Origin of the sequence: Streptomyces sp. NPDC006733 (assembly GCF_040636125.1) — a bacterium.
Taxonomy (GTDB): domain Bacteria; phylum Actinomycetota; class Actinomycetes; order Streptomycetales; family Streptomycetaceae; genus Actinacidiphila.
Genome location: NZ_JBEYJD010000010.1, coordinates 132,984 through 149,744 on the forward strand (window position 1 = coordinate 132,984; position 16,761 = coordinate 149,744).

Here is a 16,761-nt window from a genome sequence, read left to right on the forward strand (position 1 = left end):
CCGGCGGGGAGCTTGCGGCGCCCGGCCGGTACGGGTTCCGGAGGGGGTGCGACAGGGTGGAGCAACTCGGTCCCGGGGATCCGCGGCAGGTGGCGCAGTACCGGATCGTCGCGCGGCTCGGTGCGGGCGGCATGGGGCAGGTCTATCTGGCGCGTTCGCCGGGCGGCCGGTCGGTCGCGGTGAAGGTGGTCCGGGCCGATCTGGCCCAGGATCCGCAGTTCCGCGTCCGGTTCGCCCGCGAGGTCGAGTCCGCGAAACGGGTCAGCGGGGTCTTCACGGCCCCGGTGATCGACGCCGACCCGAACGCCGACCCCCCGTGGCTGGCCACGGGTTACGTGGCGGGGCCGTCGCTGACCAGCGCCGTGACGGAGTTCGGGCCGCTGCCCGAGGACGCGGTGCGCATGCTCGTCGCCGGGCTCGCCGAGGCGCTGGTCGCCATCCACCGCGCGGGACTGGTCCACCGCGACCTCAAGCCGTCCAACGTGCTGCTCGCCCTGGACGGGCCCAAGGTCATCGACTTCGGGATCGCCAAGGCGCTGGAGTCCGCCGGGCTGACGATGACCGGGCTGGCGATCGGCTCGCCCGGGTTCATGGCGCCCGAGCAGGTCACCGGCGGCGAGATCACCTTCGCCACCGACATCTTCGCGCTGGGCGCGGTGCTGGTCTTCGCGGCGACCGGACGGTCCCCCTTCGGTACCGGCGCCACCCCGGCGCTGCTGTACCGGGTGGTCAACGACGAGGTCGGCGTCGACGACCTGCCGGCGGGCCTGCGCCCGCTGGCGCGCGGCTGCCTGGCCAAGGACCCGGCGCGGCGGCCCACCGCGGCGCAGGTCCTGGACGGGCTGGACTCCCTCGACCCGCCGCCGACCGCGACGTTCGACTCGGGCGGGCGCTGGCTTCCGGTGCCGCTGACCCGGGCGATCATGCGGCAGGCCGGGATCCTCGAAGAGGATCCCACCGTCCTCGACCCGTCCCCGGCCGCCCCGTCCGCCGCACCGGCCCCGTCCGGCTACGGCTATCCCGGTCCGCCGGAGGGCACCGCTCCGCCCGCCGGGTTCGGGCCGCCGCCGTTCGTCCCGTCCGCCGGCAGCACCGCCGGCAGGGGATCCGGGGGCCACAGCGCGTACACCACGGTCCCGCAGGCACCGCGCCCGCCCGGATCACCGGAGCCGCCGAAGCGCCGCCGGGGGCGGATCCTCGCGGCGGCCGTCGCGATGCTGCTGCTCGGGGGCGGCGGCGCGATCGCGCTGAACCTGCTGGGGAACAAGGACCAGCCCGGCGGCAGCTCGGGCTCGTCCTCGGGCTCGTCCAGCACCGCCTCCCCCACCCCGTCCGGCACGGCCGCCACGCTGGCCTGCGGCGGCATCAAGGACCCCTTCACCTCGACCACCACGGCCGCGGGCTGGGTCCCGCACCACAACGCGGACGAACCGATGGTCATCTCCGGCGGGCAGCTCGCCGTCACCGCCTCCGACGGCGCGGACCTGCGGGCCGACATCCCCTCGGTCGGGGCCCGGGCGCCGGTCTACTACCGCCCGGTGAGCGGGAACTTCACCGCCACGACGCAGGTGAGCGCGCTGCCGCGCTACACCTACCAGGGCGCCGGGCTCTTCCTCGGAGCCGCCGGCTACGGGTACATCCGGCTGGAGCGCGGCTACGGCGACACCGGCGGCATCACGTTCGAGTACTACCGGGACGACGGCAAGTACATCGCCATCGACTACGCCTTCACCACCGCGGAGTCCAAGGGCCGCAAGCTCATCAGGACGGACGCGCGCAGCGTCCAGCTGCAGCTGCGGCGCGTCGGCGACACCGTGACCGCGTCCTGGCGGGAGAACGCGGCCGCCGCCTGGCAGGAGCTGGGGCAGGCCCCGACGCCGGGGGCGTCAGGGACCAAGGGGAAGCCGGAGCTGCGGATCGGCCTGTCCGTGGTGAACCGCTCCCAGTCGCCGCAGGGCGACCCGCAGAAGCGGCCCTTCACCGCGACGTTCGACTACGCCGACATCAGCTGCGACTGAGCCCGCCCGGACCCGGCCCGCGGGCCCGCCGTCACCGCGGCCGCCGTCACCGCTGTCACCGCGGCCGCCGGTGCGGGGCGCGGGCGCAGGCGGCCTCGACCGTCGCGACCGGCCGCAGGTTCCTCGTGAGGTCGGCCAGCCGCAGGACCCGCAGGTGCCAGGGGTGGGTGCAGACCAGGCCCATCCAGCCGTCGTGCTCCAGGAGCCGGCGGCGGGTGCGGACCAGCAGGGTCAGCGCGGCACAGTCGAAGAACTGGGCGGGCCGCAGGTCCACGACCACCAGGGAGCCCGGCGACTGCGTGGCGGCGGACAACCCCGCGTCGACCTCGTCGATGGTCGACAGGTCGATCTCCCCGCCCAGCTCCACCACGGTGAACTCGCCCCGCGCGTAACTGTGCACGAGCCGGGGCCGCCGCGCTGCGGCCTCCAGCGGTGCGGCCTCCAGGCGAAGGCCTGCGTGGCCCGTGTGCATAGCCGGGATGTGATCATCCATGCGCGGCCCCCTGTCCAACAGCTCCTGAGTGGTCCTCGGAAGCGCTCAGCCATACGGACTACCACCGGGGTCCCGGGCGACATCCTGAACTGTAGGGACAGGGAGGAATGCAGAAACGTACAGGCACGAGGTCATTCAGCCCTGCGGGTGAATAAGACCGAGCACGTTGCCGGTCGTCATATTTTTGTACAGGTGCGGCCCGTGCCGCGGCTGCCCCGATCCACGGGGCCGGGACAGCCGCCGGGCACCCTCACAGACTGACGCGCACCGCCAGCGGCCCGGCGTCCTCCCGCCGCTCCACGGCGCCGATCCGGCCCGCCGCCCGCACGTCGGCGTCGACCAGGGCGTAGCGGGCGAGCGCCTCGCGCGGCCCGGAGACCACGGCCGTCGTCACCTCGGCCCGCATGGACACCTTCGCCTCCGACTTGGCCTTGCGGACCGCGGAGATCACGTCCGCCGCGGTGGCCAGCAGCGTCCCGTCCCCGTCGGCGGCCCGGGCGCGGATCTCCTTCGCCACGGGCCAGCCCGCCCGGTGCACCGAGCCCTCGGCGTGCCAGGACCACACCTCCTCGGTGACGAACGGCAGCAGCGGGGCGAACAGCCGCAGCAGCGTGTCGAGGGCGGTGTCCAGGGCCGCGCGGGCGGAGTGCGTCGCGGCGACGTCCTGCTCCCCTCCGGCGCTGCCCTCGGCACCGTAGGCCCGGTCCTTGACCAGCTCGACGTAGTCGTCGCAGAACCGCCAGAAGAAGTGCTCGGTGCGCTCCAGCGCCCGCGCGTAGTCGAAGTCCTCGAACGCGGCCGTGACCTCCTCGACGGCCGCCGCGAGCTCGGCAAGCATCGCGCGGTCCAGCGGTTCGGTGACCGGCGTGCCGGCCGGGACCGCGCCGAAACCCCGGACGAACTTGCTCGCGTTGAGGATCTTCACCGCGAGCCGGCGGCCGATCTTCATCTGGCCGGTGTCGAACGCCGTGTCGGTACCGGGGCGGCCGCTGGCGGCCCAGTAGCGCACGGCGTCGGAGCCGTGCTGCGCCAGGAGGTCGGCCGGGGTGACCACGTTGCCCTTGGACTTCGACATCTTCTTGCGGTCCGGGTCGAGGATCCACCCGGAGATCGTGGCGTGCTTCCAGGGCAGGACGTCGTGCTCGGCGTGCGCGCGGACCACCGTGGAGAAGAGCCAGGTGCGGATGATCTCGTGGGCCTGCGGCCGCAGGTCCATGGGGAAGACCCGGGCGAACAGGTCCGGGTCCTTCAACCACCGGCCGGCGATCTGCGGGGTGAGCGACGAGGTGGCCCAGGTGTCCATGATGTCGGGGTCGCCGATGAACCCGCCGGGCTCCCCGCGCTGCGCCTCGGTGTATCCCGCGGGCGCCTCGGCGCTGGGGTCCACCGGCAGCGCCGCCGCGTCCGGGGCGATCGGCCGGTCGTACTCCGGGTTGCCCTCCTGGTCCAGCGGATACCAGACCGGGATCGGCACGCCGAAGAACCGCTGCCGGCTGACGAGCCAGTCGCCGTTGAGCCCGCTCACCCAGTTCTCGTAGCGCACCCGCATGTGCTCGGGGTGCCACCGCAGTTCGGCGCCGCGCCGCAGCAGCTCCTCGCGCAGCGGGACGTCACGGCCGCCGTTGCGCAGGTACCACTGGCGGGTGGTGACGATCTCCAGGGGCTTGTCGCCCTTCTCGAAGAACTTCACCGCGTGGGTGACCGGCCGCGGCGCGCCCTCCGTCTCGCCGCTCGCGCGCAGCATCTCCACCACCCGCTCGCGGGCGGTGTGCGCGGTGGCTCCGGCCAGCCGGCCGTAGGCGGCCCGCGCCTGCTCCGCGACGACGCCCTCGGGCGGATCCGCGGTGAAGCGGCCGTCCCAGCCGATCACCGGGCGGGTGCCGAGCCGCAGTTCGCGCCACCAGGTCACGTCCGTGGTGTCGCCGAAGGTGCACACCATCGCGATCCCGGAGCCCTTCTCCGGGTCGGCCAGCCGGTGCGCCAGCACGGGCACGGCGACGTCGAACAGCGGGGTGCGCACGCTCGTGCCGAACAGCTCCTGGTAGCGGGCGTCGTCGGGGTGGGCGACGAGCGCGACGCAGGCGGGCAGCAGCTCGGGACGGGTGGTGTCGATCAGGACGCGGCGGCCGTCGGCGCCGTGGAAGGCCAGCCGGTGGAAGGCGGCGGGCCGTTCCCGGTCCTCCAGCTCGGCCTGGGCGACGGCCGTGCGGAAGGTGACGTCCCACAGCGTCGGGGCCTCGGCCATGTACGCCTCTCCGCGGGCCAGGCTGTTGAGGAACGCGGACTGCGAGGTGGCACGGGCCTCGTCGTTGATCGTCTGGTACGTCCGCGTCCAGTCCACCGACAGCCCGAGCCGGCGCCACAGGTCCTCGAACGCCTTCTCGTCCTCGACGGTCAGCCGCTCGCACAGCTCGATGAAGTTGCGCCGCGAGACGGGGATCTGCTGCTTTCCCGGCGTCCGCGGCGGGGTGAAGTCCGGGTCGTAGGGCAGCGCCGGGTCGCACCGGACGCCGAAGTAGTTCTGGACGCGCCGCTCGGTCGGCAGGCCGTTGTCGTCCCACCCCATGGGATAGAACACTTCCTTGCCGCACATGCGCTGATAACGCGCGATCGCGTCGGTGTGCGTGTACGAGAAGACATGGCCGACGTGCAGCGAACCGCTGACGGTGGGCGGCGGGGTGTCGATGGAGAACACCTGCTCACGCGTCTTGGAACGGTCGAATACGTAGACGCCCGACGTCTCCCACCGGTGGGACCACTTCTCTTCCAGCCCGTCGAGCACAGGCCTGTCGGGAACGCCACTGGGGCGGTGGGTGAACGTCATTTCGACATGCTAAAGGAAGGGCGTTGTACGCGATCACTCGAAGGGAGGCAAATACATATGAGCCATAACCCGAATGCCGCCGCCGCGTTGGGACGGGTGCGGACGTTCGGTCCGTGCGTCATTCCGGAAGGCAGGAAACCCATGCAACAGGTCGCCAGGAAGGGACTGCTCACCGTCATCGCCGCCGGCGGGGCACTGGCCGGTGCGGGTCATGCGTACGCCGACGCGGGCGCGGGCGGTGACACGGTGGGATCCCCCGGTGTGCTGTCGGGCAACTCGGTGCAGCTTCCGGTGCACGTTCCGGTCAACCTGTGCGGGAACACCGTCAACGTCGTCGGCCTGCTCAACCCGGCCACCGGCAACGCGTGTGCGAACGTCTCGCACGGCAGCGGTCCGGGCCGGGTTCCGGCCACCGGCCCCCGTTCCCCGCACACGGACGGCTCGGTCGCGCACGGCACCGCGCAGGGCTCGCCGGGGATCGTCACCGGCAACGGCCTGCAACTGCCCGTCGATCTGCCGGTGAACCTGAGCGGGAACTCGGTCAGTGTCGTGGGCATCGGGAGCCCGTCCATCGGCAACGTCTCGTCGAACCGGCCCGACACGCCGCCCGCCGTCACCCTCCCCGCGCCCTGGCACCGGACCCTGCCGGCCGCGCCGACCGCGCCGGTCTCGGCGAGCCAAGAGGCCCCGCTCGTCCAGGCCGACGCCGGGGAGGTGCTCGCGCACACCGGCACGGACTCCCTCGGCTTCGCGGTGCCCGCGGGAGCGGCCCTGCTCATCGGCGGCGCCGTGCTGTACCGGAGGTCGCGTCCCCGGACGTGACGGGCTCGAACGGGCGCCACGCCCGGCCCGCACTCCATCGTGCTGCCCGGCTCGGCGCTCGGCGCAGGGCTCTGCGCCGGGCCCTGCGTCGGGCCCTGCGTCGGCCCGGCCGCGCCCGCCCGCCCGCGTCCTGACGCGCGTCCTGTCTCCGACGGAACTCGTCCGCGGATTTGTGTTATCGGCTTCCGGCCGCCGGATCTCCTGTGTGTTGCACCCGCACCCAGCAGATCCCGCACCGGAAGTGAACCCGCGTGAACCGTGAGCCCCAACCCTCCATATCCACCCCGTCCGCCCCGGAACCCGGCGCGAACGGCGCCCCGTACCCGCAGCGCCCGGACGGCCGGGGCGCCCATTCCGCCGCGCGGGGCCGCAGCGCCGGGCGGCACGGCGGACGGCACGGCGGACGCGGCGGCCAGCACCGGGGGCGCCGCTCGCGCTGGGCGGTGACGGTCGGCGGCGCGGCCGCGCTGATAGCCGTGGCGGGCGGCGGGTACACCGTGGTCCGGTCGGTGACGGAACCGGCCGACCAGACCCGGTCGGCCGCGGGGCCGGCCCCCGTCACGGGCGTCCGCGGTACCCCCGGCACCCCGGGCGGCGCCTCGGCGGCCCCGCACTCCACGGCCCCCGCCACACCGTCCCGCAGCGCCTCCGTCACGGCCGCCCCCTCCTCGCCGCGGCCGGGCACCCGCCCGGCCACCACCGCACCGCACACCACCGGAACGGCCACCGGCGCCACCGGCACGGCCGGCGCGGACAAGGGCGCCGGCGCCCGCAAGGCCCCCTCCTCGGGGACGCTCTCCGGCGGGACGACCGCCCGGTACGCGCAGCAGGTCGTGGACATGGTCAACAGCGAACGCGCCCGCAAGGGCTGCAAGCCCGTCACCGTCAACGCCGCGCTGCAGGCCGCGGCCCAGGCGCACTCCGACGACATGGCCGCGCGCGACTACTACGAGCACAACACCCCCGAAGGCGTCGGACCGGGCGCGCGCATGACCTCCGCCGGCTACCACTGGAGCACCTGGGGCGAGAACATCTACAAGAGCCCCCAGGACGCCCGGACCGCGATGGACGGCTGGATGAAGAGCCCCGGACACCGTGACAACATCCTCAACTGCGCCTTCAAGGAGATAGGCGTCGGCATCAACCTCGCTTCGAACGGTCCCTGGTGGACCCAGGACTTCGGCGCGGCCTCCTGAGGCCGCGGACGGTGCGAGGCGACGACGTGGCACGAGACGGTGGACGGGAGCGGTCGTACGTGGAGCGGTCGGACGTGGAGCGGGCACGCGGCACCGCGCTGGTGACGGCCGCCCGGGGCGGGGACGAAGCGGCCCGCGAGGAGCTGGTCGCGGCCTACCTGCCGCTGGTCTACAACATCGTGGGCCGGGCGCTGGACGGGCATGCCGACGTCGACGACGTCGTGCAGGAGACGATGCTGCGCGTCCTGAGCGCCCTGCCCGACCTCCGCGACCCGGCGTCGTTCCGCTCCTGGCTGGTGGCCATCGCGATGAACCAGGTCCGCCGGCTGCGCTCGGCGAGCGGCCCGCCCCGGACCGCCGGGCTCGACCAGGCGCGCGAGCTGGCCGACCCGACGGCCGACTTCACCGACCTGACCATCTGGCGGCTGGGTCTGTCCGGGCAGCGCCGGGAGGTGGCCGAGGCCACCCGCTGGCTCGACGCCGACGACCGGGAGCTGCTGTCGCTGTGGTGGCTGGAGGCGGCCGACGTCATCACCCGCGAGGAGCTGGCCGCCGGGCTCGGCGTCCCGGCACGGCACGCGGCGGTCCGCGTCCAGCGGATGAAGGAGCAGTTGGAGACGGGCCGGCTGGTGGTCCGGGCGCTGGCCGCCGTGCCGCGCTGCCCCGAGCTGGAGTCCCTGCTCGCGCCGTGGGACCAGGTGCCGTCCGCCCTGTGGCGCAAGCGCGTCGCCCGGCACGCCCGCGACTGCCGGGACTGCTCGGGCCGCGCCGTCGACCTGGTCCCGGCCGAGGGGCTCCTCGCCCGCCTCAGCCTGGTGCCGGTCCTCCGCTCCCCCGACACGACGTTCGCGACCGCGATGTCACCGGCCGCGATGTCCCCGACGGGCTCGACGCCGACGTCCCGCGGTTCCGGCGGGCCGGGACGCTCGCGTGCCAGAGCGCCACGCTCCCGGCGACCCCGCACCCCGGCCGTGGCCGCCGGCGTCCTCCTGGTGACGGCCCTGGCGGTGACGGCCGTGCTGCGCTGGCAGCCCGACCGGGCGCCCTCGGCGGCCCCCACCCGGACCGCCGCGCCCCCCGCGACGACGACCGCACCCGCCCCAGCGCCCCCGACGCCGACGGTCACCTCCGCTCCGCCCACCACCCCCGCGAAGCCGCCCGCCCGCCCCCGGCCCACGCTCGAACAGCAGGTCACCGAGCTGGTCAACGCGCAGCGGGCGCTGCACGGCTGCCGCCCGGTGCGCGCGGACCCGAAGCTGCACGCGGCGGCGCAGGGCCACGCCGACGACATGGCCGCACGGGGCTACTACGAGCACGACACCCCGGAGGGAGTCGGCCCGGACGCGCGGATCACCGCCGCGGGGTACGCGTGGAGCCGGTGGGGCGAGAACATCGACCGCGGCCCGGCGAGTGCCGCGCGGGCGGTCGCCGACTGGATGGGCGACGCCGCCCACCGGGACAACATCCTCGACTGCCGGTTCACCCATATCGGCGTGGGCGCCAACCTCGGCTCCGGCGGCCCGTGGTGGACCCAGGACTTCGCCGCCCACTGAGCCGTACGCTGGGGCGATGGAACTGACGCTGGCGGAGGAGCTGTTGCTGCTGGCCCGCACCCCCGAGGGCAGGAGCACGATGTCGGGGCTGGTGGCCACCCGCGGGGTGGCGGGCGCCCTGCTCATCGAGCTGGCGCTGCGCGAGCGCATCGTCGTCCGGGACGGCAAGCTCGTCGCGACCAAGCAGGACACCGGTGGCAGCGCCGACGCGGAACTCGACGCCCTGTACGCGCAGATCCGCGACGACCGACCGCGCAGCGCCAAGCGCTGGGTGCAGAAGGCGGAGTCCCGCCGGGTGAACGGGCGGGTGCTGTCCGGGCTCGCCGCGAAGGGCGTGCTGCGCGAGGAGCCGTACCGGGTGCTGGGCCTGTTCCCGTCCACGCGGTGGACCAGCCGCAACCCGGCGCTGCCGAACGACATCCGCGACCGTCTCACCGCGATCGTGGGCGGCGCCCGGCCGGACGACCGCTCCGCCGCCCTCATCGCCCTGGTCGACGCCTGCGGACTCACCAAGAAGACGTTCCCCGGCATCGACCCCCGCCTCCGCAAGGCCCGCATCAAGGAACTCGCCCAGGCCCAGTGGTCCGCCGCGGCCGTCCAGGACGCCGTCACCGCGGTCCGCGCCGCCATCACCGCGGCCATCGCCTCCGCCAGCGCGGCCTCCTCAACAGGCTGACCCGCCCCGATACCGGGGCCGCCCGTCGCTGCCGGCCGCCCCCTCAGCCCGCGGGGTCGTCCGGCGGGGTCGCCTTGGCCGCGAGGTCGGTCACCGCGGCGGCCAGTGCTTCGACCTTCGCGCTCCCGCGGCCAGCGCCTCCAGCAGCTCGGCGAGGTGCCCGTCCGAGGCGGCGACGTATGTGGCCGCGTCCTGCGGGAGTTTGTCGCGGGTGCTGGTGATCCGGTGGTTCCAGACCGCGGCGGCGACCGCTCTGATCCCCTCGGGGGTCAGGCCCGTCCTCGTGGTGCCGACCGCCCAGGTCTCCATCGCGGCGCGGCTGGTGAAGCGGGCCACGTTGTGGTCGATGTCGTCCGCGGAGCTGTACTGGTGGACCAGCCAGGGGTGCTTGACGCCGGGGGAGCCGGCCGGGAGGCCGCCGGTCGCGATCCACAGGCCGTCGCCCGCGAACGAGGTCGTGTCGCGGTTGAACCAGTAGTCCTTGTTGCAGTAGAAGATCACCCGGTGGCCGGGGGCCCGGCTCCTCGCGTAGCGGATCCAGGCGTCCTGCTCGTCGCAAGGCATCGGCAGATGTGACACGGGGATCGGGGACAGCCGCAGATGGGGTTGAACAGGCGACGGAGTCGCCTCCCCGCCGCTCTAGGACCCGAGGGAAGAGGCAGCCCCGGCGGCCACCTCGGAGACCTGTTCGTGGAACTCCCGGGGCAGCGTTTCGCGGGGGTAGCGCGTCTCCAGCTCATGAGTGAGTTCGCGGGCCACCGTCAGCAACGACGGCAGGGACTTCCGTGATGTCTCCAGCGCTCGCGCTCCGACGGTCACGGCCTCCTCCATCTCTCCCGATCGCGCGGCGGCGACGCCCAGCGTGAGGCGGGCCTCAGCGACCCGCATCGGAGAGATCTCCACCCCGTCGGCGGCGGTGCCGTTGCGAACGACTTCCTGCGCGTGGACGGCGGCGCGCTCGTCGTCACCGAGCATGCGGTAGGCGTCCATCTCGTAGAAGTCCCACTTGTCGGGGTCGATCACGAAGTGGTGATCCGGGTACTCCGGTCGTGGGAGGCGTTCGAGGCGGGCCCGTCCGGCGTCCAGGGTGCCTCGCACCTGGCGGGCGTCGCCCATCCTGGCGTAGGCCTTGGCCTGCTGGGCGTACAACTGCACACCGATGCCATGGGTCGAATCGGCGCGGTGGCCGGCCTCGACGCAGTCGATCACCTCGGTGTAGCGGCCCTGGGTCACGGCGAACCACGCACCCAGTTCCCAGGACCACGCCTCGATCTCCCCGTGTCCGGCCTCCTGGCCGATGTGGAGTGCTGAGGCGCGGCTCAGGTTCGCGGCCTGGCGCTGCCCCATGTCGTATTCGAGGCATCCGCCGAGCAGGAAGAGCCATCCGGCCGATACGAGCAGTTCACGGTGCTGCTTGAGGGTGGTGCGGCCTTCGAGGAGTTGGGTGATGTGCCGTATGCCGGTGCGGGTCTGTGTGTGCAGTTGATCGGGCTGCATGTAGGCGTAGCCACGGCACAGCTGGTTGATCGCCTCGGTGATCGTTTCCATATCGGTCGGACCGATGTCGGTGGCATGGGTGCGGCGCGCCAGTTCCGCCACTTCCCAGGGTCCGGGTTCCGGGGCGAGCATGCCCCAGCTCGCGGGCTGACCCACGACAGGTGCGGGCACGGCCAGGGGCGATGCTGTCTCCCATGGCCGTGAGGCGAGCCCGATCATGTGGCCAGGGATGCGCAGCGCGTCGGCGATCTCTTCGATCTTCGCGATGGACGTGATGCGCGTGTCGCCGCGGGCGAGTGTCCCGACGCGTTCCGGCTTGATGCCACAAGCTTCCGCGATCTGGTTGTAGCTGATGCCGCCCCATTGCCGGGCGAGGAGAAAGACCCGGCCGAAGTCCCGTGTGCTGAGCGCTTGTCGGACGTCCTCGCGCTCCAGGACGCGCGGCGGAAGGGTGGGTGGCGGCGTCACGTTGTGCATGCCCCGGGCCCCCGAGTCAGACGGAACGCATGGTGATCTTCTCTCCCAAGTCTACCCATGATGGGTCTACCCAGCGTGGGCTAACGCGGTGGTGATCCCGGCGCGACGCTGGCGGGCATGAAGACGCAACAGGCCCATCCGGACGGGCAATCGGTGGTCCGGCGCTGGAGCCGTCACCCTCGCAACGTCGGGCGGGCGCGCGCTGAGCTACGCGACGCGCTGACCGGCTGGGGCATGGCGGAGGTCGCGGACTCGGCCGTCCTGGTGCTGTCCGAGCTGCTGACGAACGCGATCGACCACGCACGCGTATCGCCGGGCCGGCAGATCGAGACACGCTATCGGCGCGAGGACGCCGGGGTGCGCATCGAAGTGCACGACGCGGCAGAGCAACGGCCCCGGCGCGCAGGACAGGGCAACGACGTGGAGCGGGGCCGCGGCTTATTCATCGTGGACGCGCTGGCGGACGGCTGGGGAGTCAGCGACCGGGACGGCGTGGGCAAAGCCGTCTGGGCCGTGGTGACGGTCTCCGGCAGCGGGCGGTGGCTCTGATGACGCGGGTGGCAGCGCTGCGGGTGAAGCGCGGGGACCGGGTGAGCGTGCACGGCCGCCGGCACGAGGTGAAGGCGGTGCGAGCGGGCCGATACGCCTCCGGCGACCTCATGGTGACCCTGGTCTTCAAGTCCGGTTCACCGCTCCGGATGAGCGCAACGGCCCTGCTGACGGTTGATCGTGATGGACGGGCGGTGCGGTGATGGGGGACGTTCGGGCGGTCCTCAAGTTCGTCGATTGGATGTTGCAGCTCGACACGTCGACGTGCCTGCCGATCTTCGAGATCCAGTGCACGATGTGCGGCAAGAAGTCGGTCAAGGCGGAGTCCGCCGACGAACCGCAACTGTGGGCTCTGCGGCACGCGGGCCTGTCAGGACACGTCGGCTTCTGGGCCATGACCACGTGCTCCTTCAAGGCAACGCGGGAAGAGGAGAAGCAATGAGGCGCTGACTGGGTGTCCGCGAGCGCGTGGCGTCGCGGCGGCCGTCAGCGCCGCGTAGAGGTCTTCCGGTGCGGCGTCCGGGGTGTCGGCGAGTGCGGGTGCGCTGTCGGCGGTGGCGAGCGGGATGAGCGTGCGGTGCAGGGCGCGGGTGCCGGTGGCCGGGTTGGTCAGGGCGCGGTCGACGCCGAGGAGGGCTTCCTGTCCCCCTCGGTGCGAGCGCGGCCTTCGACAGGAAGTGGTCGACCTGCGCCGTCATCGAACCGGGCCGGCCGACGTGGTGGAAGCCGGTCACCAGGCCCACGGCTCTCGCGGTCGCCCGTTGCGGGGACCCTTTCGGTTTGACGTACCCGGTGCCTTCGGTGATCTTGCTGATCGCGAAGTCCAGGCCGGTCGTCGCGGAGTTCGCGACCTGGTGGTCGGAGACGTCCACACCATGGATCACGACGGGCCCCGTCCCTCGTACGCAGCGACGGCCGTGCCGTCGCGCGGGTCGTGGGCCGGCGGCCACCGGTGTGCCGGCCGCCGCCGGACAGGATGCTGTCTCCGTCCTCCACCGCCGGTGCGGGGCGTACAGCTGGGTCCGACACCCCGGTCCGCGGCGCCCGGCGGCGGGCCGGCCGCGGGCGGCGTGGACAATGACGGGAGCCGACCCCTTCACGCGCGGAGCGCGGGGCGCAGGGAGCGGGGCCGGCTCCGGGATTTTCCGCGGGCTTGGAGGAGTACGGCCGATGGGCGCACCACCGCTACTGCAACTCACCGGCGTGAGACGTTCCTACGGAAAGCGCACGGTGCTGCATCCGGTGGACCTGTCGCTGGACGGCGGCCAGTGCGTCGCGCTGCTCGGCCACAACGGGTCGGGGAAGTCCACCCTGCTGCGGATCGCGGCCGGGCGGGACAAGCCCACCAAGGGCAAGGTGACCTTCGACGGCCGGCCGATGTCGGAGAACGACGCGCGGGTGCGGGCCCGGGTCGCGGTGGTGGGCGACACCGTCGCGTGCTACCCGGACCTCACCGTGCGGCAGCACCTGCAGCTCGTCGCGGTCGCGCACGGGGTGGAGGGCGCGGACGCGTGGATCGATCACGTGCTCGCCGACCGGCTGCTGAGCGAGCATGCCGCGTCCCTGCCCTCGGGGCTCTCCTCCGGCCAGCTGCAGTCGCTGCTGCTGGCCTCCGCCCTGGTGCGGCCGCGGGACCTGCTGCTGCTGGACGAGCCCGAGCAGCGGCTCGACCCCGACGCGCGGCGGCGGCTGGCGGACCTGATCACCGCCGAGGTGGCCGACGGGGTGGGCGTGCTGCTGGTCACCCACCATGCCGAGCTGGCGCGCGCCGTCGCGGACCGGGTGCTGGTGCTGCGCGAGGGGAAACTGATCGCCGACGGCACCCCGGACGAGGTGCTCTCCGACGACGTGACCGACACGTCGTGGCAGACCGGCGCCGCGGGCGCCGCCCGGTGAGCACGGCGACGCGGCACACCGAGGAGCAGGCCGACGACGAACGGGACGCCTCCTGGGACGAGGAGGACGACTGGACCGCCGAGGCGCTGCTGCTGTTGCGCAACCTGCGCTCGCCGCACCGCCGCAAACGGGCCGGCCAGGTCGGCTTCGCCGTCTACTGCGTGCTGCTGGTGCTGGTCGTGTGGGGCGTGCTGCCCGGCTTCAGCCTGTTCCTCAAGAGCTCCATGGGCGCGGACTACACCGTGCACGGCTCGGCGATCCTGGCCGCCGTCCCGTCCGGCGTCTGCGCGCTGGTCCTCGGCTCGCTGCTGGTGGCCGCGCGCGACGCGCTGTGGCGGGGTCCGGTGGTGCCGCCGCGCGACAGCGCGGACTGGCTGCTGACGCAGCCGGTGCGGATCGCCCGCATCCTGCTGCCCTGGTTCTGGCTCTCGTGCGGGGTGGCGCTGGCGGTGGGGCTGCTGGCCTCGGTGATCGGCATGGTGACGCTGGCGCTGACGGTCAAGACCGGCCTCGCGGCGGCCTTCGCCTGGTGCGCGGTCGGCGGGGTGTGCGTCCCGCTGCTCGCCACCGCGCTCGCGGTGGCCGTCGAGGCCCACGAGTCCGTCGCCCGGTGGGTGCGGACCGCGACCCCGTACGCGGGGCTGCTGGTGCTCGCCCTCGCCGCGCAGAGCGCGCTGGCGGCGGCGGGTCACCGGGTGGGCCGGCTGGAGCGGGTCGAACTGTGGTCGGGGCCGTGGGGCTGGAGCGGGATCGCCGTGCTGTCGCCGACGCGGGCCGCCGTGCCCGGCGGCCCGGTCGCGGCGCTGCTGGCGCTCGCCGTCACGGCGGCCGCGATCGAGCTGGCGCGGCGGGCCGCGGGATCGCTGCCGCTGGCCACCGTGCGCCAGCGGTCGCGCACCACGACCGGCGTGCTGGCCGCGCTGCAGACCGTGGAGCTGCGCACCGCCCGCCAGGTCGCGGCCGGGGCCTCCGGCACACCGCGCCCCGCGCGGCTGCGGCTGCCGGCCCCGCGCCACGCGGCCCTGGCCGTGCCGTGGCGCGACGCGCTCGCCCTGATCCACGCCCCGGGCCGGCTCGGGCGGGCCGTGCTGCTGTCCGCGCTCGCGGTCCTGAGCGCGGCCGTGGCCGTCGGCGCGCACCACGCCGGGGGTGTCGCGGCCACGGCCGCCGCGCTGGTCTTCGGCTACTGGGCCGTCGCACAGCTCCTGGAGCCGGCCCGGCTGGAGACCGACGACACCCGGCGCGGTTCGTGGTCGCCGTACCCGTACGGCGGCCTCATGCTGCGCCACACCATCGTGCCGCTGCTGCTGGGGCTGCTGCTCGCCCTGGTCGCGGCGGTCTGGGTGCTGCTGCTGGGCGGCGGGGCGCGCGTCGTGGCGGCGCCGGCCGTGGTGCCGGCGCTCGTCGCCGCGGGTCTGGTGAACGCCTGCCGGGGGGTGTCCAAGCAGCACCTGCTGCTCTCACCCGCGCAGAGCCCGACCGGCAGCGTCGGCCCGGTCCTCTTCCTGGGCTGGTACCTGTCGGGACCGCTGGTGGCGATCGCCGCGCTGCTCGGCCCGTGCGTCCTCGCCCTGCACGCGCCGACCCCCGCGCACCTGCTGTTCATGGTCGGCGCGAGCGCCGTCACGACCGCCAGCCTGCTGTGGTGGGCCCATGCGCGGGCCGGGAAGCTCCTCACCTGACCGCGGCCGCCCGGGGCCTCACTTCGTGGAGAACGCCGCGTCGAACGAGGCGGCGGGCGGCTCGATGGCCGCCAGCCGGCGCACGAACGCCAGGGCTTCGGGGGCGCCCAGCAGCCGGTCCATGCCCGCGTCCTCCCACTCGACGCTCAGCGGCCCGCTGTAGCCGATGGCGTTCAGCGCGCGGAAGCTGTCCTCCCAGGGGACGTCGCCGTGCCCGGTGGAGATGAAGTCCCAGCCGCGCCGCAGGTCGGACCACGGCAGGTGCGAGGAGAGCCGGCCGCGCCGGCCGTCGCCGGTGCGGACCTTGGCGTCCTTGCAGTCGACGTGGTAGATCCGGTCGGCGAAGTCGAGGATGAAGTTGACCGGGTCGAGGTCCTGCCACACGAAGTGCGACGGGTCCCAGTTGAGGCCGAACGCGGGCCGGTGGCCGATGGCCTCCAGGGCGCGGACCGTCGTCCAGTAGTCGTACGCGATCTCCGACGGGTGCACCTCGTGGGCGAAGCGGACGCCCTCGGTGTCGAAGACGTCGAGGATCGGGTTCCAACGGTCGGCGAAGTCCTGGAAGCCCGCCTCGATCATCGCGGCCGGTGCGGGCGGGAACATCGCGACGGTGTGCCAGATCGACGAGCCGGTGAAGCCGACCACGGTGTCGACGCCCAGCAGCGCGGCGGCGCGGGCGGTGTCCTTCAGCTCCTGCGCCGCGCGGCCGCGCACTCCCTCGGCGTCGCCGTCGGCCCAGATCCGGGCCGGGAGGATGTCCTGGTGGCGCTGGTCGATGGGGTGGTCGCACACGGCCTGCCCGACGAGGTGCGTGGAGATCGCCCAGACCTTGAGGTGGTGCTTGTCCAGGATCTCCAGCCGGCGCGGTACGTAGCCGGGGTCGGCGAGCGCGCGGTCGACCTCGAAGTGGTCGCCCCAGCAGGCGATCTCCAGGCCGTCGTACCCCCAGCCGGAGGCGAGGGCGCAGACCTCCTCGAAGGGCAGGTCCGCCCACTGGCCGGTGAAGAGGGTGACGGGACGGGGCATGGCGGTCCTCCGGCGGGGAGCGGGTGGGGGTGGGAAGCGGGGCGGCGGATCC

16 protein-coding genes are annotated in these 16,761 nt (G+C 73.7%); 10 read left to right on the forward strand and 6 right to left on the reverse strand.

Annotation, left to right across the window (positions count from 1 at the left end; all coding sequences use genetic code 11):
* The first annotated feature begins 56 nt into the window (after positions 1-56).
* Complete coding sequence (locus ABZ721_RS11705) at positions 57-2,018, forward strand: protein kinase (protein WP_358788451.1); 1,962 nt, start codon at positions 57-59, stop codon at positions 2,016-2,018.
* 55 nt (positions 2,019-2,073) lie between these two features.
* On the opposite strand, the gene ABZ721_RS11710 is transcribed toward ABZ721_RS11705, so the two are convergent.
* The gene (locus ABZ721_RS11710; protein ID WP_358788452.1) at positions 2,074-2,511 is read right to left on the reverse strand and encodes an anti-sigma factor antagonist; all 438 of its coding nucleotides are present in this window, start codon (positions 2,509-2,511) and stop codon (positions 2,074-2,076) included.
* Positions 2,512-2,761: 250 nt separating this feature from the next.
* Entirely contained in the window at positions 2,762-5,335 is a 2,574-nt protein-coding gene (gene valS / locus ABZ721_RS11715) for a valine--tRNA ligase (protein WP_358788453.1), read from the reverse strand.
* A 141-nt stretch (positions 5,336-5,476) separates the two neighbouring features.
* Here valS and ABZ721_RS11720 point away from each other — a divergent pair, with 141 nt between their 5' ends.
* The 4 genes from ABZ721_RS11720 (at position 5,477) to ABZ721_RS11735 (ending at position 9,582) form a co-directional block, all read left to right on the forward strand.
* Entirely contained in the window at positions 5,477-6,157 is a 681-nt protein-coding gene (locus ABZ721_RS11720) for a chaplin (protein WP_358788454.1), read from the forward strand.
* Between the two features lie 251 nt (positions 6,158-6,408).
* Entirely contained in the window at positions 6,409-7,353 is a 945-nt protein-coding gene (locus ABZ721_RS11725) for a CAP domain-containing protein (protein ID WP_358788455.1), read from the forward strand.
* A gap of 26 nt (positions 7,354-7,379) precedes the next feature.
* The gene (locus tag ABZ721_RS11730; RefSeq protein WP_358788456.1) at positions 7,380-8,906 is read left to right on the forward strand and encodes a sigma-70 family RNA polymerase sigma factor; all 1,527 of its coding nucleotides are present in this window, start codon (positions 7,380-7,382) and stop codon (positions 8,904-8,906) included.
* 16 nt (positions 8,907-8,922) lie between these two features.
* Positions 8,923-9,582 carry a GPP34 family phosphoprotein gene (locus ABZ721_RS11735; RefSeq protein WP_358788457.1) on the forward strand — a complete coding sequence of 220 codons (660 nt, stop codon included), beginning with the start codon at positions 8,923-8,925 and terminating at the stop codon, positions 9,580-9,582.
* A 90-nt stretch (positions 9,583-9,672) separates the two neighbouring features.
* On the opposite strand, the gene ABZ721_RS11740 is transcribed toward ABZ721_RS11735, so the two are convergent.
* Together ABZ721_RS11740 and ABZ721_RS11745 are read right to left on the reverse strand one after the other, a co-directional pair.
* Entirely contained in the window at positions 9,673-10,146 is a 474-nt protein-coding gene (locus ABZ721_RS11740) for a GH25 family lysozyme (protein ID WP_358788458.1), read from the reverse strand.
* A gap of 75 nt (positions 10,147-10,221) precedes the next feature.
* Positions 10,222-11,556: a helix-turn-helix transcriptional regulator gene (locus ABZ721_RS11745; protein ID WP_358788459.1), complete on the reverse strand. Its 1,335-nt coding sequence runs from the start codon at positions 11,554-11,556 to the stop codon at positions 10,222-10,224.
* Between the two features lie 117 nt (positions 11,557-11,673).
* On the opposite strand from ABZ721_RS11745, the gene ABZ721_RS11750 reads away from it, so the two are divergent.
* Genes ABZ721_RS11750 through ABZ721_RS11760 form a run of 3 tightly spaced genes read left to right on the forward strand, consistent with a single transcriptional unit; the run spans position 11,674 to position 12,547 of the window.
* Positions 11,674-12,105 (forward strand): ATP-binding protein, encoded by a 432-nt coding sequence (locus ABZ721_RS11750; RefSeq protein WP_358788460.1) that lies wholly within the window; start codon positions 11,674-11,676, stop codon positions 12,103-12,105.
* Positions 12,105-12,308, forward strand: coding sequence for a hypothetical protein (locus tag ABZ721_RS11755; protein WP_358788461.1), 204 nt, complete (start codon positions 12,105-12,107; stop codon positions 12,306-12,308). Before ABZ721_RS11750 ends, ABZ721_RS11755 begins: the two co-directional genes overlap by 1 nt.
* Entirely contained in the window at positions 12,308-12,547 is a 240-nt protein-coding gene (locus tag ABZ721_RS11760; protein ID WP_358788462.1) for a hypothetical protein, read from the forward strand. Before ABZ721_RS11755 ends, ABZ721_RS11760 begins: the two co-directional genes overlap by 1 nt.
* On the opposite strand, the gene ABZ721_RS11765 is transcribed toward ABZ721_RS11760, so the two are convergent.
* Positions 12,516-13,304, reverse strand: coding sequence for a GH25 family lysozyme (locus tag ABZ721_RS11765; RefSeq protein WP_358788463.1), 789 nt, complete (start codon positions 13,302-13,304; stop codon positions 12,516-12,518). The genes ABZ721_RS11760 and ABZ721_RS11765 overlap by 32 nt on opposite strands.
* On the opposite strand from ABZ721_RS11765, the gene ABZ721_RS11770 reads away from it, so the two are divergent.
* Positions 13,276-14,001, forward strand: a complete 726-nt coding sequence (locus ABZ721_RS11770) for an ABC transporter ATP-binding protein (RefSeq protein WP_358788464.1) — start codon at positions 13,276-13,278, stop codon at positions 13,999-14,001. The two genes, ABZ721_RS11765 and ABZ721_RS11770, sit on opposite strands and share 29 nt — an antisense overlap.
* The gene (locus ABZ721_RS11775) at positions 13,998-15,683 is read left to right on the forward strand and encodes a hypothetical protein (RefSeq protein WP_358788465.1); all 1,686 of its coding nucleotides are present in this window, start codon (positions 13,998-14,000) and stop codon (positions 15,681-15,683) included. Before ABZ721_RS11770 ends, ABZ721_RS11775 begins: the two co-directional genes overlap by 4 nt.
* 18 nt (positions 15,684-15,701) lie before the next feature.
* Here the strand turns inward: ABZ721_RS11775 and ABZ721_RS11780 are convergent, their stop codons facing one another.
* Positions 15,702-16,709 carry a sugar phosphate isomerase/epimerase family protein gene (locus ABZ721_RS11780; RefSeq protein WP_358788466.1) on the reverse strand — a complete coding sequence of 336 codons (1,008 nt, stop codon included), beginning with the start codon at positions 16,707-16,709 and terminating at the stop codon, positions 15,702-15,704.
* Positions 16,710-16,761: the final 52 nt, after the last annotated feature.

Excerpts from the sequence above, each read along its gene's own strand:
- ABZ721_RS11710 (WP_358788452.1), bottom strand. The coding sequence starts at position 2,511 with ATGGATGATCACATCCCGGCTATGCACACGGGCCACGCAGGCCTTCGC.
- valS (WP_358788453.1), bottom strand. The coding sequence starts at position 5,335 with ATGACGTTCACCCACCGCCCCAGTGGCGTTCCCGACAGGCCTGTGCTC.
- ABZ721_RS11720 (WP_358788454.1), top strand. The coding sequence starts at position 5,477 with ATGCAACAGGTCGCCAGGAAGGGACTGCTCACCGTCATCGCCGCCGGC.
- ABZ721_RS11735 (WP_358788457.1), top strand. The coding sequence starts at position 8,923 with ATGGAACTGACGCTGGCGGAGGAGCTGTTGCTGCTGGCCCGCACCCCC.
- ABZ721_RS11740 (WP_358788458.1), bottom strand. The coding sequence starts at position 10,146 with ATGCCTTGCGACGAGCAGGACGCCTGGATCCGCTACGCGAGGAGCCGG.
- ABZ721_RS11745 (WP_358788459.1), bottom strand. The coding sequence starts at position 11,556 with ATGCACAACGTGACGCCGCCACCCACCCTTCCGCCGCGCGTCCTGGAG.
- ABZ721_RS11750 (WP_358788460.1), top strand. The coding sequence starts at position 11,674 with ATGAAGACGCAACAGGCCCATCCGGACGGGCAATCGGTGGTCCGGCGC.
- ABZ721_RS11755 (WP_358788461.1), top strand. The coding sequence starts at position 12,105 with ATGACGCGGGTGGCAGCGCTGCGGGTGAAGCGCGGGGACCGGGTGAGC.
- ABZ721_RS11760 (WP_358788462.1), top strand. The coding sequence starts at position 12,308 with ATGGGGGACGTTCGGGCGGTCCTCAAGTTCGTCGATTGGATGTTGCAG.
- ABZ721_RS11770 (WP_358788464.1), top strand. The coding sequence starts at position 13,276 with ATGGGCGCACCACCGCTACTGCAACTCACCGGCGTGAGACGTTCCTAC.
- ABZ721_RS11780 (WP_358788466.1), bottom strand. The coding sequence starts at position 16,709 with ATGCCCCGTCCCGTCACCCTCTTCACCGGCCAGTGGGCGGACCTGCCC.